The following is a 25,739-nucleotide window of genomic DNA, read 5'->3' on the forward strand; positions in this document are numbered from 1 at the left end:
CTCGTAACCTTACGGTGGGCGGACTCATCTCGTAACAGCAAAAAAGTGAAGTGACTCAATAATATAACTGCCTATGCTGGGTTTAACCTCGCCTCATGTGCAACTATAGCCATATTTTTCTAACCTACGGCTATTGCAATGAATACGATCTCTTTTAAGCTAATTGACTGGTTGGCTCTGTCACCAGGCCTGACCGATACCGATAGCTGGAAAACCTGGGCCGATCTCGACATGACCTGGCCGGAAAACGCTCAGGCTGTCCCTGCCCACTTGATCCCGACAATGATGCGAAGGCGAACTAGCAGCTTAAGCAAGCTCGCCCTGCAAACAGCCCTTTCGCTAACAGAGGAACAGCAAGTCGACTATATTGTCTTTGCCAGCCGTCATGGCGAGCTCACCCGAACAACAACATTGATAAAGAATATCCTACAAGGCGAGGATGCCTCCCCCACCCTTTTCTCTCAAACTGTCCATAACACTGCAGCCGGTCTGTTCACTATTGCAGCCAATCGCCCCACACCCGTCACTTCATTGGCATCGGGCCCAAATACACTCCATAGTGCTCTAATTGAAGCGGCTGCCTACCTAGCTGAATTCCCACAACATCAAGTGCTCGTTGTCGACTTTGACGAACCGTTGCCAGAACCTTACCGTGATTTCGACCATGGCCAATACCGTGGTTATGCGCTGGGAATGCGACTGACAAGCGGCACTGATTATCAGATCAACTGGGAAGCAAACCCAGAGCTTTCACCACTCTCTTGCCCGCCTACGCTCGAGGTGATCAAACAGCTTGTTGGTAATGCTAAAGCGTGGACATTCCCAACCAATCGGCAGCTTTGGCATTGGCAGCGCGCTCTTTGATAGTCGTGCCCTCACCCAATATTGTTCTGTTCATTGTTAATTGGCTCGAACTTATCAGGCCCCGCTCTTCAGAAAATAAAGCGTTATGGCACAATACAACATATGAATCAAATTGAATAAAATAGGAAATAGGCCAATATGGAACAACTGCATACCGAACTAAAGAAGCTCATCATCGACTCCCTAAACCTAGAAGATATCACTATGGACGATATCAACACCGACGACCCACTGTTCAATGACGGGCTGGGCTTGGACTCCATCGATGCGTTGGAACTTGGCCTAGCCATTAAGAAACACTACAACATCGCTATTGATGCCGACGATAAAGATGCCCGACAGCATTTTGCTTCAGTAGCCAGCCTGGCTAGCTATATCTCGACAACCCGAGCCGCTTGATCGTTTACAGGCAGAGGATGCCGTTCAGGCAACAAGCATAAGCCGATAGGTATTCCTCGTCCTTCCTTAATTTCCGGCTCTTCCCCCAAACCATCTTCCTGATTGCTTCAGTACCATTCGTTCTACGTGATAAGACTCGAAAAAAATAACACACCAATATGCCATGCGTCCCATAATGTGTACGATGTGTAAATCGTCATTATCGCTATAAGCGCTTATTAATCTGATACTTACGTGGAATTTATACATGACAGCATATACCCAGGACTCTATACTCTTTGGTGCCGATCGCCTTACGATTGAAGACGTGATCGACATTGCAAACGGGGCACCGGCAGCATTAAACAGCTCGCCAGAATTCACAAACAAGATTGACCGGGGTGCAGCCTTTCTTGAGCGCTTACTAAAAGAAGAAGGTGTGATTTACGGTGTGACAACAGGTTACGGCGATTCTTGCACCGTGGCTATTCCACCGGAGCTCGTCGATGAGCTGCCACTCCACTTAACCCGTTTTCATGGCTGCGGCTTGGGTGATAACCTGGATCACCAACAGGCCCGCGCCGTGCTTGCTACCCGGTTGTGCTCACTGGCACAAGGCGTATCGGGAGTTAGCCGAGAGCTATTAGGGCAGATAGTGACGTTGATCAATCATGATATTTCACCTCGTATTCCCCAAGAAGGCTCTGTGGGAGCCAGTGGCGATCTCACTCCGCTCTCTTATCTCGCGGCTGCACTGATTGGTGAACGAGAAGTGCTGTTCAAAGGAGAAGTCCGCCCAACGTCTGAGGTGTATACCGAGCTAGGCCTTAGCCCGATCAAGCTAAAGCCAAAAGAAGGGCTGGCTTTGATGAACGGTACATCGGTAATGACCGCATTGGCTTGCCTGGCCTATAAGCGGGCTGAATATCTGGCACAGCTAGCCACCCGGATCACGTCAATGGTATCGGTTGGTATGCAGGGTAATGACTTCCACTTTGATGAAGCACTGTTTGCTGTCAAACCCCATCCGGGGCAGCAGCAAATTGCCAGCTGGTTACGTTCTGATTTGCAAGCTTCCCAGCCGCCACGGAACAGCGACCGCCTGCAAGATCGTTATTCTCTTCGCTGTGCCCCTCATGTAATTGGCGCTCTGCAAGACAGCCTGCCATGGCTACGTCAGCTGATCGAAAATGAGCTAAACAGTGCCAATGATAATCCAATCATCGACGGGGACAACGAACGTGTCTTGCACGGTGGGCATTTCTATGGCGGCCATATTGCGATGGCGATGGATACGCTGAAAACGGCCACAGCCAATATTGCCGATCTGCTCGATAGGCAGATGGCTCAATTGATGGACTACAAGTTCAATAACGGCCTGCCGTTCAACCTCACGGGCGCAACCGGTAGCCGCAAACCTATTAACCACGGCTTTAAGGCAGTGCAAATCGGAATATCAGCATGGACAGCCGAAGCGCTTAAACATACCATGCCCGCAAGCGTTTTTTCGCGCTCGACAGAATGTCACAACCAGGACAAGGTGAGTATGGGAACCATTGCCTCCCGTGACTGCCTGCGCGTCCTTGAACTCACCGAACAAGTGGCATCAGCTTCGTTACTCGCTGCCACGCAGGCCCTGGTACTTCGACAGCAACAGGGAGAGCTGGATGAAAGCCATCTCAGTCCTGCGCTGCAGGCGATGCTGGGATCGGTGCTGAAAGATTTCGAAGTGGTTAACGAAGACCGGCCGCTAGAGGGCGACCTACGTTTGTTCATCAGCAAGATCCAGCAACAATCCTGGAAAATGTACACTTAGGGTAGATCATACCGTAGGCTTCAGGGCTGAGTCTGACACCCCTGTTTATAACACGCAATATATAGAAAAACACCGGGCGATATGGCCCGGTGTTTATGTTTATGACGCAATTGCCTCACGCTTATGAGCGTATCATCGGCACACTAGTATCCACGTCAGATCCACTGATAGTAAACTTATTAACCTCATCTACCAGCTCGGTCATCCGCAGCTTCACCAGCTCCATTTCGTTCTGAATATCAAAAATAGTCTTCTTGGTATTATCAGCCATTTCCAACAGTTCATCGACATCGGTATCGACACTCTTCGCCGTTTGTGACTGCTCATTCGATGCCGTGGCAATACTGGCATTGAACTCCGCAATCTCATTCACTGTCAAAATCAGGTTTTCAACGAGCGATTTGGTATCAGACACCACTTCCTGGGTTTCATAACTCGCTTCCCGGCTCTGCTGCATGTTATCGAAAGAGTCCTTGGCATTTTGGCCGATACCGCCAAGCAACTGACGGATATCTTCTGTCGATTGCTTGCTACGCTGGGCCAAGGTACGAACCTCATCCGCCACGACAGCAAATCCTCGTCCCTGCTCACCGGCACGAGCCGCTTCGATAGCCGCATTCAGCGCCAATAAGTTTGTCTGCTCAGAGATCGCGTTAATGGTATCTAGAATTTCAGACACATTGCCCATCTGCTTCTCCAGCGTTTCGATACAATCGAAAGTATGGTTTACGCTCTCAAGCAGTGTTGTTGTCGAAGTAAATGACTGCTCACTATGTTCGTGGCAAGCTTCAGCATTGGTTTTCACCGAATCCGTCCCGCGCTGGGCCTCAACAGTAATACCGGCAACCTGCTCGCTAGTCTGGGCCATCTCCGTCATCGCCGTAGCAATGTTATCGCAGCGTAAATGAGTTTGCTCACTGGCATCACGGGCTTGAGTAACAAGGTTGACCATCGCAACCATTTCTTTCTCTGTCTGACTGGCCACCTGTAGCGCCTTGTTCAACGTCTCGCCTAGGCTAACCGCCAAATGGTCAAAATGATGAGCAATCTCACCAAATTCGTCCTGGCTGCCATCTGAGAGGCGAATTGTCAGATCCTTGTTCGAGGCCATTTGATCAAGCTGGGCTGTAAAGCTCTTAACCCGACGGCGCACGTTGTTCACTACCCTAACCGTCAGCAAGATCAGGGGTAGCACAACCAGCAATGTCACCGCGATATACACCATGCGCATCATGCTCGCATCGGCCCGGTCTTGGGTCGCTTTATCAGTAATTGCAACGGCAAGATTATCCCGCAAGCCTTTCACCATACCGATGCGCTTTGTCGCCAACGCAAACCAGGCTGATGCTTCAGGGCCCTCAATTACTGACAGGTTACCTTTCTGAGCCTGGTATTGCTGCTGAATTGTCATAACCTGTTGCCAGGTTGGCTGACGGGTGATTGATTGCAACTGTTGCAGCATATCACCGGTCAATAGCATCTCCGCCTGCCTTAGTGCATAGCGCTCAGCCTTAATGTAGGTGGTGATTTGCGCATACCGATCCAGTGTCGATGTTTTGCCTGCAAACACACCATTCAGTGCGCCTCGCGCCATCCCCGCCTGCTCTTTAATCACCAGCAACGAAAGCAGCCCCTGTAATTCCTGCTTCAACTCCCGGTTACTAACCTGGGACATAACAATTGCCAGGTTATCCAGCGACAACCGGTTCACGTTAGAGTAATAGGCAAATGGCGAATCAACCAAGTTTAGGCTGTCAACCTGGGAGCGAATGTTCTGCCGCTTATCCAACTCTGCCCTCACCTCGCTCAGCAAGGTATTTACCACGAGAGGGGAAAGGCTTTGAGGCTGAAAAGCCAGCAGGTTATTGTAGGCAGCATCAGCCGCCCGACGCTGCTTTAGCAAGGCATCACGTTGCTTACTCTGACCTTTCGCAGCGATTACACCGGCAGTCAGGCCTCGTTCAACCGCAAACTGGTGCGCGACATCATCATAAAGATTAAACAGTGCTACGGTTTCTTGCGAAAGCTCGGCTTGCGCTAGCTGTTCATTGGCACTTTTTATCTGCATGCCAATAAACACCAATAGCAAAGTCGTAGGGATAATAAAGACAGTAAAAAGCGTAGTTCTAATATTCAGAGCACGGGTCGGATTAAACATAGTGCAACCTTAACGTTATAATTATTTTCATTTCTCATACAAAATAGCAAAGGCAACAAGCATGCCAAAATACTGTTTGCGCATATTATAGAGAATTATGAGCCAGCTCAAACCATACCAGAACGATAGCACAAACATTTACAGCACATGTGTGTAAAGTATTTATAAAACATGACATTACATGTAGATTACATGCAATTTTCATCATATATGGCAGATGGCCATAGTAACATTAATGAGTATGCATATTCTGTCACTGCTCTGTATCTAAGATAGCCACGTTAACAGTGAGTAACCCTTAAGTTAAACAACGCTCTACCACCTCAAAAAATGAGTATGTCACACCAATACTGCTAACACTGGCTGACAACGCATTGACAATCGATATTCAAGCCCCGTTTTAAACGATGAAAAAACAATCAACACGCTGTGGCATTTACCATAAAGTTACCCACTGTTTTTGTGGATAAAGTTATTTTAACAAGTAAAAACAAGCACTTATTGATTGCAATGTTATTGGTGGGATTTTTTGGGTAAATTATCGATGATAAAAGTGTGACGCTTATCCAGAACTCAGAGCAGTATCGACAGCCTCAACGACCGAATCGACACACCCAAAAGGCTTCCCGACCAAATCCTCGTCACCAGGCTGGTATTTCCCGGTTTTCACCAGGCAAGCCCGCAATCCGGCATTCAGCGCACCTTCAACATCACCAAAAACATCGTCACCAATCATCAACACCGATGCAGCAGTACTGGAGGTCGAAGCTACAATCTGGGCAAAAAAATCAGCCGATGGCTTACCGACAATAATCGCCTCAGTACCGGCAGCATACTCTATCGCCTGAATAAAGGGCCCGGCATCAAGATGCAGCTGGCCACCGAGCTTAAAATATCGATTACGGCCAATACCGATCAGCGGTGCCCCGGATTGGCACAATTGGAACGCGCGATCCAGCCCCTGGTAGCAAAATCCCTCTTCGGCATCAGCGATAAACACTGCATTCGGCTTTGACTGGTCGATATCGGCAAACTCAGGTTGGATGTTACTGTGGATCAAGCAATAAGGCCTCCAACGGCGCTGCCGTAGCAATGCCTTAACCGCAGCGGGCGCGGTATAAATCTGCTCTAGGCCGATATCGAATCCCAAGCTTGTCAGATCCTGATATATCTGGGCACAGGTTCTGCGCGAGGTGTTGGTAACAAAACGAATATCCAATCCGCTCGCCTGGGCCCGGGCTATCGCCTCGACGGCACCGGGGATCGCCTGTTCACCATCATAGAGCACCCCGCTAAGATCAAAAAATAATGCGTTGAACATCCTTTATTCTCCCTTTTGCTATACCAACCAATGGTTCAAATTGGTACCTCTTGAGTATAGAGCGCCCGTCCCTCTCCCCGGCGAAACCGACTGAAATTGCTCGCAACAAATCCTACACAACATAGCCGCTCTTTGTTCTCGCTCAATGTTTATACAGGCATACCTTATCCCTCAATTTTTTTGTCCTAAAATCAAGGGTGGACAGACCTGGCTGTACAACAAGCCTACTAAGGTTGGCAATTTAAGAGGACACGGATGCCATGAACCAGATAATACTCTCCTTTACCTATTTTCTTTCCACTGCGCTTGCCCTGCTCTGGGGCCCATTACTACAAGCACAGGCCTATGATGAGACAGTATTGATCCGAACTCCCGTTACTCACGATCTCTATACTGCAGGCCGCCATATTGAGCTGCAGGCCGATGTCGCCGGCGATCTGGTTGCTGCTGGGCAGCTGATCACTGTCAATGCAACTGTCGAGGGCGATGTTATCGCTGCCGGTGAAACCATCAACCTGCGTGCCAATGTATTGGATGATGTACGTGCCGCCGGGCGACAGATTCTCATCAGTGGCGAAATTGCCGATCATCTTGTAGCAGCAGGTGAAAATGTCACGCTGGAAGCAAGCAGCCGGATTGGTAGCTGGGCATGGCTCGCCGGCGAGACGGTGCGGATATCAGGCCAAGTCGGAAGTGAACTAAAGGCGGCAGCCCGGCGAGTGATCATCAGCGGTGAAATCAAAGGGGATGTGGAGCTGTTCGCCGAGCAGATCGACATCCTCGACGGAGCCCGTATTGACGGCGACCTGATCTGGCATAGCAAGCAACCGCCCAGTATCGAAGAAGGAGGTATTATCAATGGCCAGCTTGTTGAAAAGCCGCTTGATTTTGAACATAAAGAGCATGGCAGGGGGATCCCGCTGGCTGGCACCCTATTTTTTGCCATCAGCCTGATGGCGACAGGTACGGTATTTTACCTATTGTTCCCTCGGCTAACGGAAAATGCCAGCACTGAGCTGCAACAGCGCCCCTGGGCCAGCCTGGGAATAGGACTGGCGGTGCTGTTGATCACGCCGCTCGCCATCCTGCTGCTGTTTGCAACCCTCATCGGCTCCCTGCTAGCACTTTCGCTGTTAGCCTGCTATCTGGTGATGATCTTGTTCAGCGTGCTGATCAGTATATTTGCTATTAGCGAGCTATGCCTACACCGCTTCGGCAAGTGGGAGACAGCAGGCAGGGGGCGGCATCTTATCGCCTTTTTCACTGTCATCATTGCGCTCTGGGTACTGCAGCTGATCCCTATTATTGGCGGCCTGATCCAGCTGGCAATCGTATTGTTTGGCCTAGGCGCTCTTATACAGAGCGGTTATCGCAGGCAATTATCTCTTGATAACTAATCAGGATATCTCACAAACCAGAACGTTATCAGAATCCAATATGCCCAAATGATCTGATAGGTACCCTGTCTCTGGTCGAAGGGGGACCAGAGTAGTCTTCCCAATCAATAAACATGGGGTACCAAAACTAAATTATTATTTATTAATACGTTAAACAAAGAAAAGCCGCACCATTGCAGTGCGGCTTAGTTATATTTTTTCTCACCTTAGTCTACCTACACAGCACACTTAAGGCTTTTACGATGTACATTTACATCTTGAGGCTTCGCCACTCATTACGTTGAGTATGCCGTGTCCGATACAGTCACTTCTTTAAATCGGACATCTTTGTCATTTGGCGAAGAAGTATAAATATTTTTTGTCACTTAACCAAATTGTAAGTCACTAAGCAATAAAGCACTTAGCTTTTCGCTCTATTGATGTTGATTCACATCAGCACCAACACGAAACTTGCACCCTTGAGCATCATGAATACAGCTTAATCCTCCAGAAGCTAAGCAAGAAACGGCTCAACACAAGCTTCATATTAAATATGGTATGAAATTCTACTTTTCGCAAATTCAATTTATACAAAAAACCGTTTAAAACGTGACGTACAGCACTTTTCGACTCAAATCAAAAGAGCGCTTTTTATAGCCATTGTGGTGTAAACTCCAACGTCACATGACAATCAGATCGTTAAGAGTAGGAAAAGTATCTTCATGGCGGCAATCGGGAATGGGCTGAAACATATACCCACTGCACAGGCTGCATTGGCACTGGCAACAACAGGGACAGGGCTGGCCTGGTCGCTATTTTTGCCTAGTGGCGGAGAAATGATCCGCAGTATCTGCGCCTTTCTCGGAGCCTGCCTGCTAGCACCTGTCGTACTCAAGTACCTGCTCAACCCACAGCGTTTTATCCAGGATCTCCGCCACCCGCTATATGGCAGCCTAATGGCACCGATGACGATGACGATGCTGGTACTGGCCGACTACCTGTCATCGATCCATGTTGAGAGCGCCCGCCTGCTATGGTATCCAGCGCTGATGCTTCATTTTGCCATGCTGATTTACTTTTTCAGTTTTCAGCTCAGAAGGTTCCGCCTGACCAACCTCTACCCGAGCTGGTTTCTGTATCCGGTTGGGGCAATCAGCGGTACCCTGGCCGGGCCTCAGCTAGGCCACACTGAGTTTGCCATCGCGATGACCAATACCTGTGTGGCTATCTACTTCCTCATGCTGCCCGTCGTACTGTACCGCCTCTGTTTCGCCGGACGCCTTCCGCGCCCGGCAAGGCCAACACTGGCAATTATGGCAGCGCCGGTCAACCTGTCCCTCACCGCTTACCTGCTCAATGTCGAGCAACCTGATCCGGTGCTGACGGGTGCACTGGCCGGGGTCGGTATTACCATGACGATTCTGGTTTACCTGTGCTACTTCAACCTGCTCAAGCAGCGGTTTCAGCCCTCATTGGCTGCCGTTACCTTCCCGTCAGTGATCAGTGCCGTCGCGATTGAACGCCTGACCCAGTGGCTAGTCGTTGATTTTCCCCACTGGGCCTGGCTAGCAAAACTAGGACTATTTGAACTGATGGTTGCAACAAGTTTGGTCATTTGGGTCGGCTGGAATTATGTCGGCTACTATTGGCCGAGAGCGACTAAATCAGAACAACAAGCAGCCTAGTTATCTCTATCAATACCAGTCTCTATTTCCTCTGGGCTACCCTCAATGATGTACCGTGCGCCGCTACCATGCGATGCAACCTCATCGCCTGGATTAAACAGCAAGCAACTTTTCAGAGACAGGCAACCACAACCTATGCAGGTGTCGAGGTTGTCTCGTAGTCTCTGCATCTCAAGAATTTTTTGGTCAAGTGTCTTAGCCCATCTTTTAGACATTCTTTCCCAGTCTCTTTTATTTGGCTGCCTGTTATCAGGCAATGACGCAAGTGCTTGCCCAATGTCCTCAAGTGACACACCGAGCTGCTGGGCGGCACGAATTATCGAAATAGTACGTAGCGTCGGAGCCTGATAACGGCGCTGATTACCGTTAGTCCGAATCGATTTGATTAGCCCCTTTGTTTCGTAAAACCTAAGGGTTGACGTCGCCACGCCACACCGTTGAGCCGCTTCACCTATGGTAAAAAACTTCTTTTTTGTCTTCATCGAAACCGTTACCAAAATGACCATTGACTTAAAGTTAAGTTTAACTTTTAGAATATTTCCCAATCAAGTTTTCGTACGGGCAGCTTTCAGGCAAGCACTCATCACCAAGGAAGAAGGAATAAAATGGAAAATAAAACGTTACTGTACTTAAGCGGCCGCTTCTTTGATGGTATCTCGTCTGGCATGTTTATGATGGCGCTGCCCTGGATCATGCTGGCCGATGAAGGGATGGGGACATTCGTCGCAATAATAGCGCTGGTGTGCACCATCACATCATTCCTGCTAACACCCATTCTTTCAGCACTGGTTGATCGTTACTCAAGAAAAGCCATCCTCGTCATTGTCCAGGTTGTTCAGGCTACGACCGCCCTAGTTATCCTGCTCTCTTTTCTTATTGAACTGCCGCCTTTCTGGTTGCTGGCTTTGGCACAATGGGTATTTTGGCTCAGCAATGATCTGGCTTGGAGTACCAACAATGCCTTTACTCAGGAAAACTACACCCGGGATGAATATAGCCGGATCACGGGCCACCAAGAGGTGGTGATGCAATTAACCATGTTGGGTGCAGGCGGCGCAGGTATCATCCTACTGGAGCAATGGTCGATGCTAGAATTCTCTCTGCTGGCTTTCATTGCCTCGAGCCTGTCTGCGCTAAGCTATGCAATGACACCCTACCAGAGGAAACTCTCTGCAGCGGAAGCGCAACAGCCTTTTTCTCGCCAACTCTTAGAAACAAAGCATATTTTTGCCCGACAGCCCCGCTTTTACCTGTTTCTGGCACTTTCATGCTTGTCTTATCCGGCCCTGACCTTTTTGGTAAAGCTAGTGCCGATCTATTTTGCCGAACAAGCCATCAGCGGAGCCTGGTTTGCAGGCTGGAAGATCAGCTACGGTATCGGTGCTCTACTGTGTGGCTTCACTGTCGCCCGCCTACTAGACAAAATCCACCATGAGCATGCCATGATGCTGTCGATGACAGCAATGAGTGTGCTGTTGGTCTTATTGGCGCTATTCCTGTCACCTTTCGTTATGGTTCTGCTCACTGTGATTATTGGCTTCTTCAACTCTTTCAACCGTATTGCCCGTACCAACAAAATGAACCACGAAGTAGCGGTGAGCCAACGCGGCAGAATTGAAGGCGGGCTAAAACTGTTCTCCACATTCAGCCAAAGTGCAAGCTATGTACTGATTGCCCTACTGTCTCACTTAAACCTAACGGCATATGGCTTTATCACTATTGCTTTAATTCTTCTGTTAGCCAGCCTATTGATGGTTAACCTCTACCGCAATGGTGCGCACATCGAAAATCGGAGTGCAGCCATAGGGACAACCTAAACTCATTGGCTTCAAATAGAATAGGAAATATATGATAGGCCTAGCCTAGAGAGTGATTTATCTCCCGCACTTAACCTAACCGTGATGAGAAAGCTGCTCGACGGCTTCCATGCCGTGAGCAAATACCATCCCCCGGAGATGAAGAGACCAGTTTTACTGCTTTTTCAGCTGCTGGTAACTCAGCACCGAAAGCAAGGTAAAGAAAGCGGGATCACTCCATCCAAAGCCAACAAATATTCCTTTAACGCCAGCATAAACGGTAATAATGACACCGAGAATATTGGTGATCACCAAAGCGGTAAACAGCTTCTTCGCAACCACACCCGGCTCGATGTCCCTCAGCATCAGGCTAACTGCAGCGATACCGCCAAGAAAGATACTTGTATGCTGCGAAAGGAAATACGCGTATTGGTCATTTATCTCCACACCATACATGGGCCACATCAGGCCCGGTGCAAAAAACAACGCCAGTGCAAATACCAGGTAAATACCACCATGCAGGGTTAAAAATGTGTTGTTACTCATGATTGCTGCTCTGATTGACCGGACCGTTATTGATAGCCGTTAGCGACTGGTTGATGTCAAAGATGTGTCCACGAACCTCACCGATACCCATTTGCTGTAAACGTGCGGTGTGCATCTCCAGATAGGCCTGCGCACTGGCTTCGTCTTCAAACAGATAGATGCCGCCACCCAACTGATCTTTTTCACTTTCAGTCCAGATTTTCCAAATCATGCCCGGTTCACGGTTAATAGACTCAGCAAGCTCAACTAATGCATTTGCCATTTCTTCACCAAACGGACCGCTAAACCCAAAATCAACCTGCAGTAATTTCGCCATCGTTATATCTCCACATTTGAGGAAGCCACTTTTATCGGCTTCGTTGTCTGTTGTTGGGTCTATTCTTATCTATAAAAAACCAACATAAAAGTTCATAATATTGCGACTTACTGTAGAAAATTTAGACCAATGAGATTAAAGACCACCCTCGACCAATGGCTGACACTGTATGCGATTGATCGCGCTGGCAGTATTCAAGCTGCTGCAACGGAATTGAACAAAAGCCATACCACGCTGATCTACGCCGTCAAAAAGCTCGAAGAGCAACTGGGTGTTTCACTGGTAGAAGTGCAAGGGCGCAGAGCGGTACTAACCGAAGATGGAAAATCATTACTGCGCCGGGCCAATGCCATGCTGGAGCAGGCACGTGAGCTGGAAGTGATCAGTGAGCAGTTATCAAAAGGGATCGAGGCAGAAATCACCATCGCTATCGATCACCTTTGCGATCCGGAATGGTTATATCACCCTATGGCTGAGTACTTATCGCAAAACAGCACCACGTCGATTCAGGTAGTGGAAACCTCACTGTCGAAAACCACGGAAATGGTCACCAATGAGCTAGCGGACATCGCTATCATTAATCTGCCCATTACCAATTACCCGGCAGAAGCTTTTGGCGTCACCACCATGATCCCGGTATCCGCAGCACATCACCCTCTGGCGCAGAAGCCCTCTCTCTGCCTTACCGAACTGTCCACTATCAGCCAAATTGTGATCCGGGATTTAGGCGATGAAACTGACAAAAACAGCAAGCAAGACGTCGGCTGGCTAAAATCACGCCAACGCATTACGGTGGACAATTTCGACCATGCTTTTCGGGCCGTTGAGCAAGGGGGGGGATTCTGCCGCTTACCAGAGCATATAGTTAAAAGCCGTGCTGACGACAGAATTGTGGTACTCAACATTGAAAACGCTGAGCGCTACCAAGTGCCGCTGCACCTGACATTACCCAAGGGAGCAAAAACCGGGCCGGCAGCAAAATGTTTCTATGATATGTTGCTAAATGCCGCCAGAAAAAGAACGTAACAAAGCAGAGCTAATAAAGATGCGATGAGGGAAAATGCGTATTAGCCATATCGTAGATATACATCGGCAAGGGTCATATAAAATACTTATAACGGCCATAAAAACTTCATAAGTCCTTGATTAACTAATGCCGTATTTAGACATCAGGATTATGAAATGAAACACATTGTTAAACCTCTCATTCTTGCCGCCGCAACGTCTACGCTCTCCTTTTCAGCATTATCGGCAGAAATCAAAAACGTTATCCTAATGATTGGTGACGGTATGGGCCCCCAGCAGGTTGGACTGTTAGAAACATACGCAAACAATGCACCGCACTCAATCTACAACGGTGAGACCACTGCATTGTATAAACTCGCTCAAGAGGGTGTCATCGGCTCATCGCTGACTCACCCAGAAGACGCTGTTGTTGTCGACTCAGCGTGTTCAGCAACTATGCTTGCCACGGGTATATACAGTGCATCTGAGGTGATTGGCATCAACTCAAACGGTGATCATGTTGAAACGGTGCTCGAGAAAGCAAAAAGCATTGGTAAAGCAACTGGCTTAGTTTCCGATACCCGCCTAACTCATGCCACTCCAGCGGCGTTTGCAGCTCACCAGCCACACCGCTCTTTGGAAAATGATATTGCTTCTGACATGCTCGAGACAGGTGTTGATGTCATGCTCTCTGGGGGCCTACGCCACTGGATCCCTAAATCGACAAACGACAAAGGGGCGATCTACAAAGAACTTGAAGCACTTACGCAGGGAGATGTGAAACTAAAGTCCAAGCGTAAAGATGACCGCAACCTTCTAACTGAAGCAAAACGTGAAGGTTACAATCTAGCATTTAATAAAGACATGCTAGAAGAGGCACAAGGCGATAAATTACTTGGCCTGTTTGCCTATTCAGGCATGAATGACGGCATCGCTTACAGCAACTCCAAAAACGATCCTAACCGCACTCAGCCAACGCTGAAAGAGATGACGGAAAAAGCACTAAAGTTGCTTTCAAAAGATAAAGACGGTTTCTTCCTAATGGTTGAAGGCGGTCAAATTGACTGGGCTGGCCACAGTAACGATGCGGGCACCATGCTGCATGAAATGATCAAGTTCGACGAGGCTGTAGGCTCTGTCTACGAATGGGCTAAAGATCGTGATGATACACTAATCATCGTAACCGCCGATCATGAGACAGGATCCTTTGGCTTTAGTTATTCTTCCAAAGATTTGCCAAAGCCTGAAAAACGGCTTGGCAAAGCATTTCAAGAGCGCGACTACGCACCTAATTTCAACTTTGGTAAATTCGAGATCTTAGATGGCCTCTATAACCAGAAGATGAGTTACGCCACTATGTTCAGCAACTTTGATAAGCTTGAAAAAGCACAGCAAACACCTGAAAAACTCGCTGAACTCGTCAATGCAAATAGTGATTTCCCTATTACGGCAGATCAGGCGGCTAGCGTGATGACGACAAAACCAAACCCATATCACCATGAAAACCATAAATACCTATCTGTTGAGGATGTGCCAGCAATCAACGATTTTGATGCCTTCTTCCCCTACAACGATCGTGGAAACTTGTTAGCCCGTGAACACGCAACTGGCCAAAACACCGTTTGGGGGACAGGTACTCACACCCACACTCCAGTCAACGTTTTTGCTTGGGGCCCACTCAAAGAGATCATTCCTGTCTCGAAAATTATGCACCACTCAGAGCTTGGTGAATACATTAAAAGCATGGTGAAATAAGCATCTAGCGCCACATACCCAGAAAAGAAAAAACGGCCCTGAGCAGATGCTCAGGGCCGTTTTCCGTTCCGTAATATCCTGTGTTCCAAGCAGGATTTTAACCAAGCTCATAGGCAGCTTGGTTAAACCAACCTTAGGGTTGGCCTGAACCATTAAGCGTGCAGTAACGCCATAAATTCTTTTGCGATAACCCACTCTTCATTGGTTGGGTTTGCTTATGTATAGCAAGAATTTTTGCTACACCTTAAACATCCTGACCGTATCACTAAGACGATTCGCCATTAAGTCTAGCGATTCCGATGTACGAACGTTCTCCTGCACATCTTCTCCTGTGCTGGTAGCAAAATCATTCACATTAACGACATTTTCATTAATCTCTGTAGCTACATTGGATTGCTGTTCCGCAGCCGTTGCAATTTGATTGTTCATGTCTTGTATTTTCTTGATTTCCAGCTGAATCACCTGAAGCGCATTGCTCGCATCATCCGATTTACTCAATGTTTGTTTTGCACTGTTGGCATTTTCTGTCATCAGTCTGACTGAGCGGGTGGCTTGATCTTGAAGAGCTTCAATCATAGTCTGAATTTCATTAGTACTTTCTTGAGTTTTAGTCGCCAAGGTTCTCACCTCGTCCGCCACTACCGCAAATCCCCGACCGTGCTCTCCCGCACGTGCCGCTTCAATTGCCGCATTCAATGCAAGCAGGTTTGTCTGATCAGCAATACCTCGGATAACATCTAAAATCCCTCCGACGCTTTCTGTCTCACTTTGTACATTCTCAATGGTTTCTTGAACCTGAACGATATCTGCAACCAGTCGGCCTATTTCATCATTCATCTGACTGACAACACGCAGTCCTTGATCTGTGTTCTGACTCGCATCATTTGATGAACGAGAAGCCTGCACCGCATTTTGGGCCACATCTGTAACGGTAGCAGTCATCTCATTCATTGCAGTGGCCACTTGTTCAAGTTGCATCATTTGCGATTTAGAAGAAGTATCGACTTTGCGAGAAGAGTCACCAAGTTGCCCCGACACTTCAATAAGTTGTGTTGATGATTGGTTAATGTCAGTAATGATGCCTCGAAGCTTATTTGCCATGATAAGCGTCGAGCGATATACCCCAACACTGTCACTCCCAACAGATGGAATACCCGTCAAATCGCCATTGGTTATTCTATCTACCAGCATTTCAATTTCCTTCGGCTCACCACCAATCGGAACATACATCAACGTTGTGATGAAATAGTAAATAGCTGCAACCCCAAAAACGATGAACATAAATCCAGCAATGACGTTGGCTTTCACCGCTGACTGTGATGTTGCATTAATATCATCCCACATCGCCCAAGCCCAAACAGTCCAGTTAAGTGACGCTATTTTTGAGGAGACGACATAGAACTCCCCTTTTTCTGGTACCACATAAGAATGTTCACTTCGGCTTTTATCAGCATATTGCTGATAGCTAGGACGCAGTTCAAACAAGTTATTTCCGACAAACTCTGGATAACTGGCTGCCATAGTGAACCCATCCTCTCTGGCAACAAATAGGTTCTTTTCTTCAGACAGCTCATTAACATAATCAGTAATATCACTCGTTTTCAGGCTCATACCAACAACAGCAACCACTCTTCCACTTTGCTTCAGCGGTACAACCATTGCCATAGTGAGGTCGCCAGTCGTTGCCATAAACGGGTTAGTAACGGTTCTCGCCGCCCCTGATATCCCCTTTACATACCACTCGCGTTGCTTTTGTTTGGCGTTGAAATTGGGGATGAGTCCATGATTGGACGCATCAAACGTCGTTCCGTCTGGTAAGCCAACAAATACGTTCAGCACTTTCATGTTATTTTTGCTGTTCACCAATGCATCCAGCACGTGGTCATCGACCACTACACTCCCCTGATTTATCTCTAATCCTGCAACTAAGCTGTCCAAAGCAACAAAATAGCTATTTACTTTTTCCTCAACCGCTTTTGCAACCAAAAAAGATTTATTCGATAAATTGTTTCTATAGTCACGAGTCGAAGAGTCGTTGATTTGGGAGTATCCCAATACCGACAATACTGAGATTATCAGTATAATCAGCATTCCAATAGATATCATTAGCTTATTTCTAGCGCTCACAATTCGTTCCACTTCTTAATTTTCTTTACTACTTAGAATCATAGATATTGCTTATCTAATGATAGATTCATCCACGCTTTACACTCTTCATCATCTGATTGAACGCTTAATACACATTTCCCCCCAATGTATCAGTCAGCTCTTTCGTTTCTAAAATTCATTTTTAAGAATAAGTAACATGATCTGATTTATTATTGTTCCCGTAGCATCAAACGCGTTCTCTACGTTGCGTCTGTAATAAACCAAATAAAACAGTGTATCTTTATCTTGGTTAGATTGAGTATTCATCTGTTTTTTGTCGTACCTAAGTAATATTAATCAAAATCTAATGCTGATTTATGATTAAATCTTAGCATCCAACATTGACGCAAATTTATTTGCACTTAACGGATGCGAATATAAGAACCCTTGCGCCATATCACAATTAATCGCTGAGAGATAATTGGCCTGACTTTGCTGCTCTACACCTTCAGCTATAACTCTCAGGCCTAGGTTGTGAGCCATCTCAACGACAGACTGAACAATGGTTTTATCATCCGCATCACTGGTGATATTTTTAATAAATGATCGGTCTATTTTTAAAATACTCGCCCGTATTTTTTTAAGATAAGCTAATGAAGAATACCCCGTACCAAAATCATCAATGGCGATAGTAAAGCCAAATTTTTCCAGGGAGGCCAATATCTCTGACGTTCTTTCTGGATTTCTAATCAGAACAGACTCTGTGACTTCGAGTTCAATCTGAGATGGAGAGACTCCCTCATTCTCAATATTAGCAACCAGTTGCTCATAAAAATCAGGATGCTCTACCTGTTGAACGGAGATATTGACAGCCAAACGCCCTGGTAACACAAAACCACTTCGTTCCCATACCTTTAACTGGTTGCACGCCTGTTTGATGACCCACTGTCCGATAGTACACATCAACCCACAACGCTCTGCAATGGGAACAAACTCAGCAGGACTGATCTCGCCTAACTCAGGCTCATTCCAGCGTAGCAGGGCTTCAGCCCCCACCAGGTGTCCCGTATTTAAATCCATTTTAGGCTGGTACATCAAATAGAGTTGATTGGTTTCTACTACCTTTTCAAGTCTGCGGGCAATGTTAAATTCTCTACGTGATTTTGCACCCAACTCATGCTGATAAGCACTGTAAGCATTTTTTGATGCTTTGGCATGATACATTGCGATATCAGCATACTGTAAAAGCTGTTTTACAGAATTTCCATCTGCTGGGCATGTCGAGCTACCTATGCTCACTCCTATATAGTGCTCATGCCCTTCAATCAAGATAGGACCCAGAAGAGAGTCTGATAATCACTCAGCAAGTTCAGAGGCACTGGTTTTTGAAGTATGTCGATGCAGAAAGACAAATTCATCACCACCAATTCGGGCTAATAAGTCTTCAGCATTAGCCACCTCTTTAAAACGGCAGGCTACTTCCCTTAATGCAATATCACCTGACAAATGGCCATGCGTGTCATTGATTTCTTTAAACCGATTTAAATCAGCAAATAACACAGAAAAATACGGCTCTTTATCCAGACCTGATAAATTAATCTGTTTTTCCAACTCTTGAATAAAGTACGCCCGATTGGGAAGACCCGTTAATGTATCGTAGTAGGCAAGGGTGCGGATTTCATTTTGAGCGAGTTTAAGTGCGGTAATATCTGTTTTCTCCGCCAGGTAGTACACAACTTTACCCGTTTCATCTCTGACAGCCGATATCACCGCTTCCTCAATATACTCACGCCCATTTTTATGAATATTGGTAAACTCACCTTTCCACTCATTGCCTTTCGCAAGCGTTTGGTTCATCAGTTGATAAGTGCTTTCTGGTGTTTTCCCTGACTGGAGTACTCTCGGGTTTTCCCCCAATACGTCACGAAGTGCATACCCGCTAATTTCTTCAAACTTCTTGTTGACGTACAGGATGTTCCTCTGGGTATCTGTAATGACAATCGCATTTGAACTCTGATGTACGATGGCGGAAAGAAGCCGTGGTTTTTTATCCAATTCTTTCATCTTTTCAGCTAACACTGCTTGAGCGTTTTTTTGAGAGCCATCACCGGCATTAGGGGATTCATGTGCAATCGAGATATTGTTTCTCCGTCCCTTAACATTCATTGTTAACCCATTATTTTTATAATTCGACTCATTGTAATCAGGTAAAGTGAGGGCGCTTAACATAAACGCCCTTCATTCCCCATGTTCTTTTTTAAATCTTAAACTGGGCAACCAACTCTTTCAGCTGCTCTGACAGCTGTGCGATTTCACTGGTTGAGGCCCTGGTCTGGTTCGCGGCAACCGCATTCTCTTCCGCAACACGTTTTACGTTTATCACATTTTCGTTAATATTCTCAGCCACCGAACTTTGCTGCTCAGATGCACTGGCAATCTGAATATTCATATCGTTAATAACACTGATAGCGTGAGTAATGGCTTGCAATGCACTGCCAGTTTCCTTGGCCTGCTCCACACTTTGAGCCGCTTGCTCTTTCCCTTGATTCATAACGGCAACGGTGCTTTGCGTACCCACCTGAAGCTGCTCGATAATCTTTTGGATTTCCTGGGTAGATTCCTGTGTACGCTGAGCAAGGGAGCGAACTTCATCAGCCACCACGGCAAAACCGCGACCTTGCTCGCCTGCACGAGCGGCCTCAATCGCTGCATTAAGTGCCAGTAAGTTCGTCTGGTCGGCAATGTCTCGGATAACATCCAGTATTTTGCCGATGTTCATAGACTCCTGTTCGACCTCACCCAGTTTTTCAGAGGATTCATTCACCCTATCAGCCAGCGTATTGATGGTTGAAACCGTCTGTGCAACCACCTGAGCACCGACACCTGCCTCGCTGTCCGCTTGATTGGCTGCCTCGGCAGCTTTGGCTGCATTATCTGCAACATCATGGATAGTCGTTACCATTTCATTTATAGCAGTAGCAACCAAATCCGTTTCGGTCTGTTGGTTGTCAATTCCCTGGGTGGACTGCTCTGTCACCACCGCCAGCTCTTCAGATGCTGAAGCTAGCTCAGCACTGGCTCCCGATATAGTAGTAACAATATTTCTCAAATTGGTCGCTGTACTCTGGATAGATGCCAGTAACAGGCCGGTTTCATCGCGGCTGGCATTTTTTAGCTCGATAGTCAGGTCACCATCAGCCAGCTGGTTGGCGGCCACAACGGCCTGGCCTATCGGGCGGGTAATTGAGACCGTCAACAAATAAGCCGCAATAGCACCAATTGCGATAGCAGCAACGGACAGAAACATACTGAGATTAACGCTGGCATCAGTACTTGCGGCTAATTCAGGCCCTAGCCTATCTTGTTCGGCCATGACCGACAGTTTTACATCTTCTGCATTTTTCGCAATCTGCGGGCCGATTCGGTTCAGTGTATTTTCAATCAGTTCATTTCTCTCTTCAATAAGCCTGTCAACTTCAACCAAGCCCCTCACATAACCTTGTTGCGCCTTATTAAATTGCGACAGTAAATTTAAGTAAATTGAATGTTGCAGGTGTTGTTTCAGCTCAGTCGTTTCAGCTACCAGCTTCTTATCTATTGCAATGACAGCAATGCTGTAATCTTCCTGGCTATTGGAGCTGAGAAATTTGGAGACATACAGGCGCCCGAACAGTAATTTCTCCTGGACATGAGAGGCATGGTATACAGCCTCGGCATCATTATCATCATAAGCCAAGTCGATAATGTCAGCGATAGCCTTTCTCATCACCTCCCCCTGAGGAACAAGTTGGTCATTCACCACACGATTTCGCTGCTCGATTAATGATACCACCTTAAAGAAAGCGCTTTCGTACTCAGACACAAAAGAATCGATACCTTTTATCAATTCAGCGCGCTCTGGCTTTTGAATTTCCTTTTTGGCCTCAGCCAAAAAGGTGTTCATCTTTTCAAGATAGCCTTCGTATTGGGCTAAGTCTTCATCACTTTGGCTGATGAGATAATCTTTCACATTCATCCGAGTCATCAGCATATTGGCCTGCAAACGTCCTGAAAGGTTGGTGTCTCTCGCCAGACCTCGGTATGCAGTAATACCCTCGTCCGTTTTTTCAAGCGCAACAATACCAACCCCAAGTACCACCGACAGCAAGGCTAAGATGAGAGAGAAACTCAACCCTATTTTCATTCCTAATCGCAAATCTTTAAACATACACTCACTGAACCTCTACACCAAATCAATAAGAAGCTGGACTCATAAGAAAATAATACCCAGATATGCAAGAAATCGCTTTCATTATGGATTTCAATAGTTTTGACTCATTGATCTGGATCATCATTATTTGCCTGGTGAATGCTTATTGAAGTAAAAACTCAGCTCCAAATGGTGCATTAATACTTACAAACAAACCGATAACAAAAACATAACACAACAAAATTAAAACAGTACCTGACTATGAATGTGTGAATGTGTGAATGTGTGAATGTGTGAATGTGTGAATGTTAAATATAAATCTCATCACTGGCTCATTGGTATGATTTTTTTAATAATTTTATGATTATTAGCAAGTCATAGGGTGGGCATTCAGATACACAAAAGGCGTATCTGTGTTGTTTGATGTTAAAGTTAACATTATGCCCTCACTAGATAGTAGCGCCCTCGGTTCTTTCCCGCCTTCCTACTCTTTGCTAGGCAGCCTATATAATTGCACTTCTCGCCGGCCACACGTGCTTCAAAGTCTGCATTAGGTAGCTGTTAGCATTCATCAGGTCATGAAAAATAAACATTCACATCTCCTGATAATATATTCATTAAGCACTATTCCTTGAGCGTGCGATGCAAAACGCAGACGTGAAGGGCGGACATGGTGCAGATGACTTCAACGTGTTAGAGACAGAACTCGATATGTTGAGCCTGATCGTTGATGAGGAGAAGGCTAAGACTTTTCAGGATGGATATTGCCTTTGTAAAAGGTATTTTATGCAACTGGATGGTCTCACTTGGAGTGATTGGCGCAATGGTGTCAATAATCGCTTGGGGGTAAAGTCATCGTAATGTGGCTACCAATTTGATTTTCTTCGCTCTGGCCTTCGAGCATATTATAACCAACATGTATCGAGTCCGTTAGACATGCTAATGGGTACCGATATCACCATAGCAAACTGACGAATACAGGACCAGATTCCTGTGCCCCATGGCAACTTGGCAGATGGTTTGCGTTACAGGCTTAAGCCTTTATGCCACTCATAACATGACCGCCCTCAGCATCGCTTCGCCTGATCTAGATTTAGACAAAAAACGTACACCTTACACATCGAATTAGATCTTTCGGCTAGCCATGATTAAACTCGCATTTGTTTCGAACAAGACTTACAATCCTGTCATGTTGTTTGGGTCTATATAGTTCATTATCTCCGCTAGACCACTCTTCAATACGCTGTAATATATTAAACTCTAAGGCTCGACGATATGATTTAGCAGCTAGCTCTGGTGTAGTGTGATATCCAAGAAATAACGTATTCCCATTAACAATGATGTTTGCCAGATATTTACCTTTACTTGCGTTCCAAGTCACACCTTTCGAGTACTCACCCCATGTTGTTTTACTATCAATATAAAAATCATTTAACCACGCTGGCACATAGATACAGTATTCTGGAGAATAGATTTTATTACTCTCCAGTAGATCATTGTCTAACTGATAATCTTCAATATAGTACTCATCAAACCATGCCTTAAACTCACTCAATCGATGCCAACATGGATCCATTGAATAACCTATATTTACACGTTTTTGTTGGTGTTTTTTTCCGCTATAACACCGCTCCATCATACTTCGCCATGATAGATAAAATCGCCTTTTCCGATACTTGCCTTCGGTGTTTTGATAACTACACTGGCCCCTCATATCATTAATTCCGACACCAAGTACTAAATTAATCATGACTAAGTTTCCTTCTGCCCCTCTTTTCGCTCATTTCATCAACAGTTCATGAAACATGTTATCTTGCCTGCTTACGTACGACCTTTTCAGTAAAACCATTATCTTTCAGTTCTTGAAAAGACGATCTACCGTATTTAAGGTGCTCACATAGAAATATAATGAAGTCATCTTCCATCAGCACCTCAGACCCACATGGTCATTAAGAAACAAGAGGCTCCCTTGCTAATTGCGAGCAGTGTCCCATTTATTATCATTTGTTTGCAATCACAATGAAAGCGCTTTCTTTATGGTGATGTATAAAACATAGTGTTCAAATCAACACGCAACAAGTTTTATGACTATTAATCAAGGTGTTAAGCTGAAACAACTTTACATTTACAGTAACCAAAGAGCGGAGTAGATAAGTTCTTTAAGAGGCAATCTTATTAACAAAAAGAGTCAAAATCGATTTAATTAGCTAACTTGCAAACAATATGTAACAATACACAAAGAAAGCGCTTTCAACGGCATGAAGTATAACAAAATGAATCGGCACTCATCTTGTTTCGGGTTGTCGAATAATTGGAGTTGGAGCGCTAAGTCGTCACATTCTCTATGTCAGCACAACAACTACAGTGTGTTTAGTGCTTGTATTGTCAAATCAGTACAGAACGGACGTGATAATGTACAGCACAGAGACAAGAAAGGCGGCCCTGATACGACTAACACTTAGCGATGCTAACATATTGAAACAAATCTATTTTACTCACTTATATATCATCCATGTTAAAAAAATACGCACTCTTTATTCAAAAACACACAAAAGCACACTGGTGCATATCTTCACTTCTAATATTACTCATAATAACAAGTGCCTTTTTACTACTGTTTGAAGAAAAGCTAGTATTCTCACTTGGTTTAGTCCTACCAATATTCCCACTCTCCTTTGTCGCAAAAGCTTCTGATTACAGAAAAAAGTACCTTCATGGCTAGCCTCAAAATTAAGCTTACAAAACTTGTTTAATCTCATGAGCATGATAATGCCATGATCAAAATATCTAGGATATGTTAATGAAAAGCAAAGCGAATCAGTCCCAAGGGATGCTTCTGTTTAAGTTGTCACTTCAGCAACAGAGTTTTGCTATTGGAACGCTCAAAGTGCGTGAAATCGTACCTTACATGCCAACCACGCAAATTCCATATTCTCACCATCATGTTATTGGCGTTGTTACCTTTCGTGATTTAACCGTCCCTGTAATTGACATGGCGGCAGCGATTGGATTTAGACCGATAGCTGAAGAAGAGTATGAAAGCTGCCACCTTATCGTAACTGACTGCCTGCGCACTGTTGTCGCCTTTATGGTTCGCACCATAGATAGAATCATTGAATGTAACTGGCATTCAATTGAAGCATCACCAGAAACAGCGGGGAGAAATGTATTTGTTACAGGTATCACTCGCCATGAAGACAACATTGTGCAAATGTTAGATGTCGAGTTACTCCTTTCAAAGATTTACCCTCAAGATGCATCAGCCAAATTCCCTATTCTTACAGATGTAGAGCGCGAGCGCTTAAAACCATTGAATATTTTACTGGTTGATGATTCCAGTGTTGCTAGAAAGCAACTCTCTGATGCATTAGATAGCATTAATATCTCATACTCGGTCTGTAAAAACGGACTAGATGCACTGGAAACAATGCGGAATTTTACCGCAGAAGGAAAGCCTGTCGATATTTTAGTCAGTGACATAGAAATGCCAGGACTAGATGGATATGAGCTAGCGTTTGAAGTACAAAATGATCCCAATCTTAGCCATGCCTACCGAATCCTACATACCTCATTATCCAGCGAAATGAGTGCAGACAAAGCCCATCAAGTAGGGGCGCATGAAGCACTAACTAAGTTCGATGCAACTGAACTAGTGCAGGCAATGCTACGAGGTGCTGAGAAAATGGAATCAGTACTAAGTAACTAAATTATTTCAAGTTCCTTAATGCAAAAACGGCCCCGAGCAGATGCTCGGGGCCGTTCCGTATTTCCCTGAGTTCCAAGCAGGGAATCAACTAGGCCCTTGGGCAGCCTGGTTGCCTGTAGTCTATTACGCATGCAGCAACGCCATTGACTCTTTGGCAATAGCCCACTCTTCGTGCTCAGGATTACTTATATACAGCAAGAACTTTTACAAAAGGACACGCACAAAATAACTTTCGCCTTACATACCTGTAATGATGTACACATAATAACCCTATGTTCCAAACAAGATCTAACCAAACTGATAGATCGCTTGGTGGTGCAAGCCTAATTACTAAGCCTCCCAGAGAGGTCACTTACTCTCCAATTCATAATCACATCATGACCGCTGTAATCACTTTGTAACAATTCCTGTGTAACTATAGAGTTGTCTTGTTGCAAGACATATCTAACTTTTAGGTTGTTTTTATTTGATTAGCTTATTAACTTAGTCGTCATTAACGGCTCTTATTGTTTCTAGCTGTTACACAACTACATCCGTTTGTGGAGGATTTAACACAAAATGAAAGCGCTTTCTGACTTTCCGTGTTAGATTGGTTGCGTAAAGTCAATTTGATTTCCATAGCCACCATAAGACCTCCTTGTATTGGTGGTTTTTGATCAAGCCGTTTTCTTACGGCTTTTTTTTGTCACTACATCATGCTCGTTCTGCATAGATTTAACGTAATAGCCACTTAATGCAAA

Annotated in this window: 19 protein-coding genes and 1 pseudogene; 10 read left to right on the forward strand and 10 right to left on the reverse strand. The window is 45.7% G+C overall.

The window, feature by feature from the left end:
* The first annotated feature begins 138 nt into the window (after nucleotides 1–138).
* The 3 genes from AC51G0_RS23440 (at nucleotide 139) to AC51G0_RS23450 (ending at nucleotide 3,058) form a co-directional block, all read left to right on the forward strand.
* Nucleotides 139–864, forward strand: a complete 726-nt coding sequence (locus AC51G0_RS23440) for a beta-ketoacyl synthase chain length factor (protein ID WP_496304063.1) — start codon at nucleotides 139–141, stop codon at nucleotides 862–864.
* A gap of 138 nt (nucleotides 865–1,002) precedes the next feature.
* A complete protein-coding gene (locus AC51G0_RS23445; protein WP_496304064.1) occupies nucleotides 1,003–1,263 on the forward strand; it encodes a phosphopantetheine-binding protein in 261 nt (86 codons plus the stop codon).
* 247 nt (nucleotides 1,264–1,510) lie between these two features.
* Nucleotides 1,511–3,058, forward strand: a complete 1,548-nt coding sequence (locus AC51G0_RS23450; RefSeq protein WP_496304065.1) for an HAL/PAL/TAL family ammonia-lyase — start codon at nucleotides 1,511–1,513, stop codon at nucleotides 3,056–3,058.
* Nucleotides 3,059–3,179: 121 nt separating this feature from the next.
* On the opposite strand, the gene AC51G0_RS23455 is transcribed toward AC51G0_RS23450, so the two are convergent.
* Nucleotides 3,180–5,216, reverse strand: coding sequence for a methyl-accepting chemotaxis protein (locus AC51G0_RS23455; RefSeq protein ID WP_496304066.1), 2,037 nt, complete (start codon nucleotides 5,214–5,216; stop codon nucleotides 3,180–3,182).
* 562 nt (nucleotides 5,217–5,778) lie between these two features.
* Nucleotides 5,779–6,537: a TIGR01458 family HAD-type hydrolase gene (locus AC51G0_RS23460; protein WP_496304067.1), complete on the reverse strand. Its 759-nt coding sequence runs from the start codon at nucleotides 6,535–6,537 to the stop codon at nucleotides 5,779–5,781.
* A 260-nt stretch (nucleotides 6,538–6,797) separates the two neighbouring features.
* Here AC51G0_RS23460 and AC51G0_RS23465 point away from each other — a divergent pair, with 260 nt between their 5' ends.
* Both AC51G0_RS23465 and AC51G0_RS23470 read left to right on the forward strand, forming a co-directional pair.
* A complete protein-coding gene (locus tag AC51G0_RS23465) occupies nucleotides 6,798–7,934 on the forward strand; it encodes a bactofilin family protein (protein ID WP_496304068.1) in 1,137 nt (378 codons plus the stop codon).
* 701 nt (nucleotides 7,935–8,635) lie between these two features.
* Nucleotides 8,636–9,598, forward strand: coding sequence for a TDT family transporter (locus tag AC51G0_RS23470; RefSeq protein ID WP_496304069.1), 963 nt, complete (start codon nucleotides 8,636–8,638; stop codon nucleotides 9,596–9,598).
* On the opposite strand, the gene soxR is transcribed toward AC51G0_RS23470, so the two are convergent.
* Complete coding sequence (soxR, locus tag AC51G0_RS23475; RefSeq protein WP_496304070.1) at nucleotides 9,595–10,080, reverse strand: redox-sensitive transcriptional activator SoxR; 486 nt, start codon at nucleotides 10,078–10,080, stop codon at nucleotides 9,595–9,597. The two genes, AC51G0_RS23470 and soxR, sit on opposite strands and share 4 nt — an antisense overlap.
* Nucleotides 10,081–10,203: 123 nt before the next feature.
* Between soxR and AC51G0_RS23480 the strand changes: the two genes are divergently transcribed.
* A complete protein-coding gene (locus AC51G0_RS23480) occupies nucleotides 10,204–11,415 on the forward strand; it encodes an MFS transporter (protein WP_496304071.1) in 1,212 nt (403 codons plus the stop codon).
* Between the two features lie 153 nt (nucleotides 11,416–11,568).
* Here the strand turns inward: AC51G0_RS23480 and AC51G0_RS23485 are convergent, their stop codons facing one another.
* Nucleotides 11,569–11,940 carry a hypothetical protein gene (locus AC51G0_RS23485; RefSeq protein WP_496304072.1) on the reverse strand — a complete coding sequence of 124 codons (372 nt, stop codon included), beginning with the start codon at nucleotides 11,938–11,940 and terminating at the stop codon, nucleotides 11,569–11,571.
* Nucleotides 11,933–12,256, reverse strand: coding sequence for a monooxygenase (locus AC51G0_RS23490; protein WP_496304073.1), 324 nt, complete (start codon nucleotides 12,254–12,256; stop codon nucleotides 11,933–11,935). Before AC51G0_RS23490 ends, AC51G0_RS23485 begins: the two co-directional genes overlap by 8 nt.
* 129 nt (nucleotides 12,257–12,385) lie before the next feature.
* Between AC51G0_RS23490 and AC51G0_RS23495 the strand changes: the two genes are divergently transcribed.
* Both AC51G0_RS23495 and AC51G0_RS23500 read left to right on the forward strand, forming a co-directional pair.
* A complete protein-coding gene (locus tag AC51G0_RS23495) occupies nucleotides 12,386–13,282 on the forward strand; it encodes a LysR family transcriptional regulator (RefSeq protein WP_496304074.1) in 897 nt (298 codons plus the stop codon).
* Nucleotides 13,283–13,438: 156 nt separating this feature from the next.
* Entirely contained in the window at nucleotides 13,439–15,016 is a 1,578-nt protein-coding gene (locus AC51G0_RS23500; RefSeq protein ID WP_496304075.1) for an alkaline phosphatase, read from the forward strand.
* A gap of 237 nt (nucleotides 15,017–15,253) precedes the next feature.
* Here AC51G0_RS23500 and AC51G0_RS23505 read toward each other — a convergent pair whose 3' ends face one another.
* The 4 genes and pseudogenes from AC51G0_RS23505 to AC51G0_RS23520 form a co-directional block, all read right to left on the reverse strand.
* Nucleotides 15,254–17,143, reverse strand: coding sequence for a methyl-accepting chemotaxis protein (locus tag AC51G0_RS23505; protein ID WP_496304077.1), 1,890 nt, complete (start codon nucleotides 17,141–17,143; stop codon nucleotides 15,254–15,256).
* Between the two features lie 342 nt (nucleotides 17,144–17,485).
* The gene (locus tag AC51G0_RS23510) at nucleotides 17,486–18,328 is read right to left on the reverse strand and encodes a putative bifunctional diguanylate cyclase/phosphodiesterase (protein ID WP_496304188.1); all 843 of its coding nucleotides are present in this window, start codon (nucleotides 18,326–18,328) and stop codon (nucleotides 17,486–17,488) included.
* Between the two features lie 36 nt (nucleotides 18,329–18,364).
* Nucleotides 18,365–19,333, reverse strand: a pseudogene (locus AC51G0_RS23515) (diguanylate cyclase domain-containing protein); the annotation flags it as partial.
* Between the two features lie 28 nt (nucleotides 19,334–19,361).
* Complete coding sequence (locus AC51G0_RS23520) at nucleotides 19,362–21,311, reverse strand: HAMP domain-containing methyl-accepting chemotaxis protein (protein WP_496304078.1); 1,950 nt, start codon at nucleotides 21,309–21,311, stop codon at nucleotides 19,362–19,364.
* A 624-nt stretch (nucleotides 21,312–21,935) separates the two neighbouring features.
* Here AC51G0_RS23520 and AC51G0_RS23525 point away from each other — a divergent pair.
* Nucleotides 21,936–22,154, forward strand: coding sequence for a hypothetical protein (locus tag AC51G0_RS23525; protein WP_496304079.1), 219 nt, complete (start codon nucleotides 21,936–21,938; stop codon nucleotides 22,152–22,154).
* A gap of 277 nt (nucleotides 22,155–22,431) precedes the next feature.
* Here the strand turns inward: AC51G0_RS23525 and AC51G0_RS23530 are convergent, their stop codons facing one another.
* Nucleotides 22,432–23,043, reverse strand: a complete 612-nt coding sequence (locus tag AC51G0_RS23530; RefSeq protein ID WP_496304080.1) for a hypothetical protein — start codon at nucleotides 23,041–23,043, stop codon at nucleotides 22,432–22,434.
* Nucleotides 23,044–24,093: 1,050 nt separating this feature from the next.
* On the opposite strand from AC51G0_RS23530, the gene AC51G0_RS23535 reads away from it, so the two are divergent.
* Nucleotides 24,094–24,999, forward strand: a complete 906-nt coding sequence (locus AC51G0_RS23535; protein WP_496304081.1) for a chemotaxis protein — start codon at nucleotides 24,094–24,096, stop codon at nucleotides 24,997–24,999.
* Nucleotides 25,000–25,739 lie beyond the last annotated feature (740 nt).

It is taken from the genome of Photobacterium sp. HL06 (assembly GCF_059552575.1).